Origin of the sequence: Blautia sp. CAG:237 (genome assembly GCF_000436615.1) — a bacterium.
Lineage (GTDB): Bacteria > Bacillota > Clostridia > Lachnospirales > Lachnospiraceae > Blautia_A > Blautia_A intestinihominis.
Genome location: NZ_FR886733.1, coordinates 1 through 8,852, shown reverse-complemented (window position 1 = coordinate 8,852; position 8,852 = coordinate 1). Strand labels below are relative to the sequence as shown.

General features: G+C 45.8%; 7 protein-coding genes. All 7 read left to right on the top strand.

Annotated elements, in window-relative coordinates:
* Positions 1-91: 91 nt before the first annotated feature.
* Positions 92-1,144 carry a galactitol-1-phosphate 5-dehydrogenase gene (locus tag QZL69_RS07200; protein WP_022214545.1) on the top strand — a complete coding sequence of 351 codons (1,053 nt, stop codon included), beginning with the start codon at positions 92-94 and terminating at the stop codon, positions 1,142-1,144.
* On the top strand, positions 1,145-2,074 hold the full coding sequence (gene pfkB, locus QZL69_RS07195) for a 1-phosphofructokinase (protein ID WP_022214544.1): 930 nt from the start codon (positions 1,145-1,147) through the stop codon (positions 2,072-2,074).
* 74 nt (positions 2,075-2,148) lie between these two features.
* The gene (locus tag QZL69_RS07190) at positions 2,149-3,150 is read left to right on the top strand and encodes an aldo/keto reductase (RefSeq protein WP_022214543.1); all 1,002 of its coding nucleotides are present in this window, start codon (positions 2,149-2,151) and stop codon (positions 3,148-3,150) included.
* A gap of 283 nt (positions 3,151-3,433) precedes the next feature.
* Positions 3,434-5,053 (top strand): response regulator, encoded by a 1,620-nt coding sequence (locus tag QZL69_RS07185; protein WP_022214542.1) that lies wholly within the window; start codon positions 3,434-3,436, stop codon positions 5,051-5,053.
* Positions 5,050-6,837, top strand: coding sequence for a cache domain-containing sensor histidine kinase (locus QZL69_RS07180; RefSeq protein WP_022214541.1), 1,788 nt, complete (start codon positions 5,050-5,052; stop codon positions 6,835-6,837). Before QZL69_RS07185 ends, QZL69_RS07180 begins: the two co-directional genes overlap by 4 nt.
* Complete coding sequence (locus QZL69_RS07175) at positions 6,834-7,826, top strand: substrate-binding domain-containing protein (RefSeq protein ID WP_022214540.1); 993 nt, start codon at positions 6,834-6,836, stop codon at positions 7,824-7,826. Before QZL69_RS07180 ends, QZL69_RS07175 begins: the two co-directional genes overlap by 4 nt.
* 158 nt (positions 7,827-7,984) lie before the next feature.
* Positions 7,985-8,852, top strand: an 868-nt coding sequence (locus QZL69_RS07170; protein WP_291518828.1) for an ABC transporter permease, incomplete at its 3' end; no start/stop codon positions are given.

The window sequence follows — 8,852 nt, the reverse complement described above, 5'->3', positions numbered from 1 at the left end:
GAGGGGGCGACGCGCTCGCCCCCTCGGATACAGCCCACCGCGGCCACAGCGGTACGTTTCTCCCCTTTGACGAAAGGAGCAAAACCACATTATGAAAGCAGCAGTAGTAGTAGCAAACGAAGACGTACAGTATCAGGAAGTTGAAGAACCACAGGTATCCAAAGGCACAGTGAAGATCCGCGTCAGATACTCCGGCATCTGCGGCTCCGACATCCCGCGAGTATTGAACAACGGTGTTCATTTTTATCCTATAGTCCTCGGCCACGAATTCTCCGGCGACGTAGTAGAAGTCGGCGAAGGCGTAACCAAGGTTAAAGTAGGCGACCGTGTATCCGGAGCTCCACTTCTTCCATGTATGAAATGCGACGACTGCCAGCAGGGTAACTTCTCCCTCTGCAAACACTACAGCTTCATCGGTTCCAGACAGCAGGGAAGCAACGCAGACTACGTAGTAGTTCCAGAGCAGAATGCAGTTCCATTTGACAAGAGCGTTTCCTACGAACAGGGCGCAATGTTTGAGCCTGCAACTGTAGCGATCCACGGAGTATTCCAGAATGACTACCACGGCGGAGAATACGTTGCAATCCTTGGCGGCGGTACGGTCGGAATGTTCACCATGCAGTGGACCAAGATCTTCGGTTCCAGGAAAGTAGTCGTATTCGACATCAGTGATGAACGTCTTGACCTTGCAAAACGTCTCGGTGCAGACGAAGTCATCAATACAAAAGAAGAAGGCTACATGGAAAAAGCAATGGCGATCACAGGCGGCAAAGGATACGGATTCGTATTTGAGACAGCAGGACAGGTTCCGACCATGCATATGGCATTCGAACTGGCTGCAAACAAAGCACACGTATGCTTCATCGGAACACCTCACGAAAATCTGACCTTTACACCGGCACAGTGGGAGAACATGAACCGTAAAGAATTCAAACTGACAGGTTCCTGGATGTCCTACAGCGCACCGTTCCCGGGACGTGAATGGGATCTGACCGCACATTACTTTGCAACCGGTCAGCTGAAATTTGATCCGGGCTTCATCTACAAAAAAATTCCGATGAGCCAGGCCCAGGAAGCGTTCCAGTTATTCAAGACACCGGGACTTGTAAAAGGCAAAATTCTTTTATCAAACGAGGAAGAATAAATGATACTGACAGTGACATTAAATGCTGCGATCGACAAACGATATGTAGTAGATGATTATAAAGTAGGCGAAGTAAACCGCGTCCGGGAATGTTCTTACGTTCCCGGAGGCAAAGGTCTCAATGTATCCAAACCGGCCTCCATTTACGGAGCAGAAGTTGTAGCTACCGGATTTGTAGGCGGTCACGCGGGAAATTATATCGAAGACGCTCTCAAACCGTTTGGAATCAAAGGCGAGTTTTATCATGTAGATGCAGAGAGCAGATCCTGCATCAATATCTGGGATGAAGTCAATCATGTACAGACAGAATTCCTGGAGCCAGGATTTACCCTGACAGAAGAAGACTTCGCCGGTTTTGAAAAAAAATTCAAAGAACTGGTAAAGGATGCAGATGTCGTTTCCATGTCAGGAAGCGTACCGAAAGGACTGGATGGAATCGCATACCAGCGGCTTGTCAAGATTGCCAAAGAAGCAGGCAAACCAGTCATTCTCGACACCAGCGGCAAACTTCTGGAAATGGGAATCGAAGCCTGCCCGACACTGATCAAGCCAAACATCGACGAGATCCGCATGCTGACAGGCAAACACTGTGATGACATTCAGGACATTATTGATGCAGCAAAAGCGATCCACGCCAAAGGAGTGGAGATCGTAGCAGTCTCCCTCGGAGCAGATGGTTCCCTGGCAGTCAGTGATGAAGGAACTTACCGTGCGATCGTTCCGAAGATCGATGCAGTAAATACTGTAGGATGCGGGGATTCCATGATCGCAGGTTTTGCACTTGGATTAAGCGAGGGGCTTTCTCTGGAAGAAACATTAAGAAGAGCCAGCGCGATCTCAGCAGCGGCAGCAATGCGTGAGGAGACAGGATTCTTCGTGATGGAAGATATGGAGAAACTGTTACCACAGATTAAGATTGAAAAATTGTAACTAACGGCTACGAAAAACTTAAAAAAATATAAGAAAACGAAAACTATATAATTATCAATCAGGAGGAAACAAAAATGGCAGAATTTATCGATCCGGCAATCGTGCCGAAAGTAACACTTCCGTCAGGAGAAGAAGTTCCGTGCATGGGAATGGGAACCTTTGGTTCTGACAGAGTAAGTGCAGAAGATGTATCCGCAGCAGTTGCAGGTGCGATCCGCAGCGGATACCGCATGTTTGACTGCGCAGCATGCTATGGAAATGAACATCAGATCGGAGAAGTTTTCAAAGCAGCAATGGATGAAGGCGTAGTAGAGAGAAAAGACCTCTTCATCATGACAAAAGTATGGAATGACATGCACAGAAAAGTAGAAGAGGCCTGCACAAAGAGCATTCAGGATCTGCAGTGCGACTATGTGGATCTGTACTTCATTCACTGGCCGTTCCCGAACTATCATGCACCATTCTGTGATGTAGATTCCAGAAATCCGGATTCCAGACCGTTCAGTGTGGAAGAATTTATGGATACTTACCGCCAGTGTGAAGAACTTGTAGAAAAAGGCAAGATCCGCTACATCGGTATTTCCAACATGACAATTCCGAAACTGGAAGCAGTTCTTCCGTTAATGAAGATCAAACCGGCAGCATGTGAACTGGAACTGCATCCATGCTTCCAGCAGCAGGAACAGTACGATTACCTGGTAGCACATAACATCCAGCCGGTAGGCTATATGCCACTTGGATCCCCAAGAAGACCGGAAAGAGATATCTGCCCGGAAGACGTAGCTGACATGCAGACACCGGAAATGCAGGAAATCGCCAAAGCACACGGCGTACATCCGGCACTGATCGCACTGAAATGGGCACACCAGAGAGGTGAGATCTCTATTCCATTCTCTGTACATAACTATGCAAGCAACCTGAAATGCGTCACAGAAGATCCACTGACCGAAGAAGAAATGGCAAAGATCGCAACCCTCGAAAAAGGAAACCGACTTGTCAAAGGACAGGTATTTTTGTGGGAAGGCGCGAAGGACTGGCATGATTTGTGGGATGAAGAGGGATTCATAGTTAAATAATCCCCTTGGATCCCCTTTGATTTTGCAAAATATGAAAACCCTGAGGGGGAGCATCTCGAAGTCTGCGAAGGCCGAAGCTCCCCCTCAAACTCCCCCTGCTTGGCCACGCGGCTTTGGTGTGGGGACGGGCGTGCTTTGCACCCCTCCTTCCTTCCGTCACCTCCACCACACACATCCCCACAATTCCAGAAACTCCCTACTTCAAAAACTTTTTATTTTATGGTACAATAAAATACTGGGTAAACAGGAACGTAAACAGACAAAATACAAATGGGGGACAAAAATGTATCGGATACTACTGGTAGATGACGAGATTCTCGTCAGGGATGCAATAAAAGAAAACATCGACTGGCAAAGTATGGACTGCGAACTGGTAGGTGACTGTGAGAATGGAAAACAGGCGGCAGAATTTGTACAGGAACACCCTGTAGATATTGTCCTGACAGATATCCTCATGCCTTATATGGACGGAATGGAATTAAGCCATTTCCTGCATGACAACTACCCGGATATTGTGATCGTAGTATTCAGCGGTTTTGGAGAGTTTGAGTATGCCAAGAAGGCAATTCAGTACGGAGTCAGCGAATATCTGCTCAAACCGGTGACGGCGATGGAACTTACTGGCGTAATTCAGAAAATGAAAGAAAAAGTAGAACAGACCCGCAAAGAAAAAGCCAAAATGGAATCACTGACCAAAACCTCCGAGAACTATCGCGAAAATGCACAGGTGATACGATCCAAGACACTGGAGGCTCTTGTAAACTGCACCATAGATATCCAGAAAAGCCTGGACAAACTGGAAGAAATGGGAATCACACTTTCCGGGTGTGGATACCGCGTGGCAGTTTTTGATATAGATCTTTATTCAGGTATGTATCAGCTGGATATGGAGAAACGCCAGGAAAGTGCGCTGATGGCATTTGTCCTTTTTAACATCAGCGATGAGATTGTGAACCGTGAGAATGAAGGAATTGTTTATCAGGAAGGAAACAACCGTGTATGCGTGCTTTTTCAGGAAAAATGGAGCCGCAATTTTAACGGAAGAATCAAGGAAATCTGCCATGAGATTCAGACAGAGATCAGAAAGGTCATGGGAACAGAAGTATCCATGGCAATCGGCAAATGGGTAAAGACTCTGGAAGAACTCAGCGGTTCTCATGATGTGGCGGTACAGGCCCTGCAGTATCGGTATCTTCTGGGGGGAAGCCTTCTGATCGATATGGAGGAAATACATCCGGTACAGGATATCGATCTTCGAAAATCTCTGGACAGACTGAAAGAATTTCTCAAATCCGGCAAAAAAGAAGAAATGGAAGCAGAATTTCAGTCCATCGAAGAACAGGTGAAACAGTCATTTGCAGAGAAGAGCCGCGCCTGCATGTATCTTCAGCAGGTGATCCGTGTCGTGGATGTGGCAGGAGAGGAAGTTTCTTCCGATATCTCCAGAATCCGCGACGAAAGAAAAGATCTGCTCTGTCAGGTAACGGCGCAGAAATCTTTTGAACAGGCATGCAAAATCGTAAAAGAATATATTTTACAGGTTTATGATGCCCTGACAGAACTGAATACATCCAGCGGTGAGCGCCAGGCAAGAATGGCACTGGATTATATTCAGAAAAATTATATGGATCCGAACCTGAGTCTGAATGATATCTGTTCTTATCTTAATATCAGCACCAGTTATTTCAGCACCATATTCAAAGAAGTGACGGGAGAAACTTTTACAGAGGTTCTGATCCGCACCAGAATGGAGAAGGCAAAGGAACTTCTGGAAAATACGACCATGAAAAACTATGAGATCGCAGAGAGAGTCGGATTTGCCGATGCACATTATTTCGGAATCTCATTCAAAAAGATGACAGGATGCACGCCGACAGAATATGCAAGGGAGAAGCGTAAATGAACAAAAAAGGACTTGCAACTGTAGTCGTAGGAAAGTTCAAAAGCATTCAGAGCGTTATTTTTGCAACGGTTGCTTTTCTGGTTCTCTGTGCGGTTGTGATTGTGACCGGTGTTTCCATGCGATTTACCAATACGTCTATTTTTGAGAATTCTTCGGAATATACGCACACGATCATCAAACAGATGAACCAGAACATTGATTCCTACATAGACTACATGGAAAATATCGCATATCTGATCTCCAGCAGTCAGGATGTACAGGATTATCTTTTTGATGATGAGATCGACAATGAGGCGAGATACCGTATTCTGAATCAGTTTGAGACGATCCTGGACAGCCGGAGTGACATCCGAAACGTCGGGATCATCAGCAAAAACGGCAGGATGCTGATCAATAATGGAAGAAAATCAGTGAACAGAGATCTGGATCTGAACACGCAGGAATGGTATACACAGGCACTTGACAGTCCGGAAGGACCGATGCTCACCTCTTCTCATGTGCAGCATATCATCAGCGGAGAGCGGCCGTGGGTGATCACTCTGAGCCGTGGAATCCGTGACCGTGGAGGCAGTGGTGAGAAAGAAGGCGTCTTTTTTATTGATCTGAACTACAGCGCGATCAGCGGACTGTGTGATCAGAGTACAGTGGGAACCAAGGGATATGCATTTATTCTGGATGCCAGAGGAAATATTGTCTATCATCCACAGCAGCAGCAGCTTTACAATGAACTGCAGACAGAAAATATCAATCTGATCATGGACACAGAAGATGATACAGTTCTGACAGGAACCGGCAAGGATGGAAAGCTGTACTCCATTTCCAGATCAGACAAGACCGGATGGACGGTCGTGGACTGTACCAGTGTCCGGGAACTTCTGAGCAAGAGCCGGCAGGCCCAGAGTATTTATGTGCTTATGGCAGTGCTGCTGGTGATTGTCTCTCTTCTTTTTTCCAGATTTATGGCACGGAGTATCACGCTTCCGATTCAGAAACTCCGCGATTCTATGGAGAAGGTTCAGGAGGGAGACTTCAGCATTTCGGATGTTGTAGTAGACTCCGATAATGAGATAGGAAGTCTGACCAAATCCTTTGATGTGATGACACACCGTATTCAGGAACTGATGGAACAGAACGTCTATGAGCAGGAACAGAAGCGAAAAAGTGAGCTCAAAGCACTGCAGTCACAGATCAATCCGCATTTTCTGTACAATACACTGGATTCTATCATATGGATGGCAGAAGGAAAGAAAAACGAAGAAGTTGTGCTGATGACGGCATCTCTGGCCCGCCTTCTGAGACAGAGTATCAGCAATGAGGATGAAGTAGTTCCGATCGCAAATGAAGTGGAATATGCCCGAGGCTATCTTACCATTCAGAAAATGCGTTACAAAGACAAACTGGAATTTCAGATTGAGGTAGAGCCTTCTATATTACATATCCCACTGATCAAGCTGGTTCTTCAGCCGATCATTGAGAATGCGATTTATCATGGACTGAAGTACAAAGAGAGTAAAGGACTTCTTATTATAAAGGGATTCATGAAAGACGGAAATGCGGTTCTTCAGGTGATCGATGACGGAGTGGGAATGGATGAGGAAACGCTGGCCCATATTTATGACAGGCACAAGGTCAACTACCATTCGAACGGTGTGGGTGTTTACAATGTGCAGAAACGTCTGAAGCTTTACTATGGCGATGACTATGGAATTACCTATGAGAGCAAAAAAGGCGAAGGAACCACAGCAACGATCACGATTCCGGGCAGACAGGAGGCAGTACGATGAAAAAACATAAAAAATGGCTGAGTGTCTGTCTCGTAGTCTGTCTGATAGGAGGGCTGGGGGGAGCAGTCTGGTACAGACACAAAATAATCGAGGAGAGGAAGCTTTCTCTGATCTACATCCCAAAAGTTGTCGACGGGACAAATGATTTCTGGAAATCCCTGATCCTCGGAGCAAAAATGGCAGCCAAAGAATACAATGCAGAGATCGGTATCCTTGCGCCTTCCGAAGAAAATGACGTAGAGCGTCAGAATGAACTTCTGAAGGAGGCAATAGAAAAGAAACCGGATGCGATTCTTTTTTCACCGTCCAGTTTCACAGAATCGGATGCCCTTCTGAAAGAAGCAAAAGAAGACGGAATCAGGATCGGCTTTATTGATTCCTACACAAAAGAAGCAATACAGGATCTGACGGTAGCTACAGACAATCTGGAAGCGGGAGAAAAGCTTGGGAAATTTGCGGCAACACTTCTCGGTCCGGAGGATCAGATCGCGGTTGTGGCACATGTCAAAGGCGTATCTACTGCCGTCGAGAGAGAAGAGGGATTCCGCAAAGGTCTCGGAAAACTGGCAGACAATATCGTGGAAGTGGTGTACTGTGATTCGCAGTATGAGAAGTCACGCCAGCTCACTGTTGAGCTGATGAAAAAATATCCGAATCTCAAGATGATCGCGGGAATGAATGAATATTCTTCTGTCGGTGCAGCCAGAGCTGTCAAGGCGGCCGGTGCAAAAGACCGGATCCAGGTAGTCGGTGTGGACAGTTCCCAGGAGGCAGTTCAGCTTATGGAGAACGGAGTCTTTAAGGGACTGGTCGTACAGAAGGCTTTTAAGATGGGATATATGGGAGTCAAGGAAACGGTTCTCATGCTCCGCGGCAAAAAATACGAAAAGGATGTAAACTCCGGATGTGAACTGGTAACCCCGGAAAATATGTATTCCAGTGAAATAGAGAAACTGCTGTTTCCGTTTAATACACTCAGGCTTTCCTGAGAAAAATAGTAAAAAATCTATAAAGAAGGTTAAATATTTATGTATGAACCGTAAATATTTAACCTTTTTTTGGAAGATTTTCCATTACAATTGTGCAGAATTAACGGTATTATATAGAAAACGCGAGATATGTGTAAACTTTTAAGGAGGGTGAAAAATTGGAAAAGCTCAAACAAAATCCAATCGTGAAAAAGCTCGGCCTGAACAGAATACTGCTTGTCTGTATTCTTGTTCTCATGTTCGTAGTCTTTAAAGTAGTTCTGGGAAGTAAGTTCCCTGTTGGAGACAGTGTCAAATCTACTTTAAACTATGTATACTTCCTGGGCTTCTTATCACTGGGCGTTACATTTGTAATCGCAACCGGAGGAATCGATTTCTCCATCGGACCGGTAATGTTCTGTTGTGCACTGGTATCTGGTTACTGCATGACATCTTATGGTGTTCCTTGTGCAGCAGCAATGGTGATCTGTGTACTCATCGGTCTTGCATTTGGTATCTTTAATGGATGGCTGGTATCTTACCTGTCAGTTCCGGCATTTATCGTATCCATGGCATCCATGAACATCGCCAAAGGTATTGCTTCAGTCTTCACCAAGACACAGTCTGTAAGCTGGCCGCTGAGCAGTGACCCGACAAACGGATGGTTCCGTAACATTGTATCTTACAAAGGTTTCCCGGTAGGTCTGGTGATCTTCCTGGTAATGGCAGTTGTGTGTGGTATTGTTCTTTACAACACAAAACCTGGACGTTATATCCTCTGCCTTGGTTCCAACACAGAAGCGGTTCGTCTTTCCGGTGTTAACACCAAGAAATGGAACATGCTTGCTTATGTGATCTGTGGATTACTGGTAGGAATCGCAGCACTGTTCTTTGTAGCTACATATACAACCGTTCAGCCAGGTTATGGCGATCAGTACAACAACGAAGCAATTGCTGGTTGTGTAATGGGTGGTACATCCATGGTTGGTGGACTTGCTTCCATCGGTGGTACTGTGATCGGTGTATTTATTATCTCTCTTCTTCAGC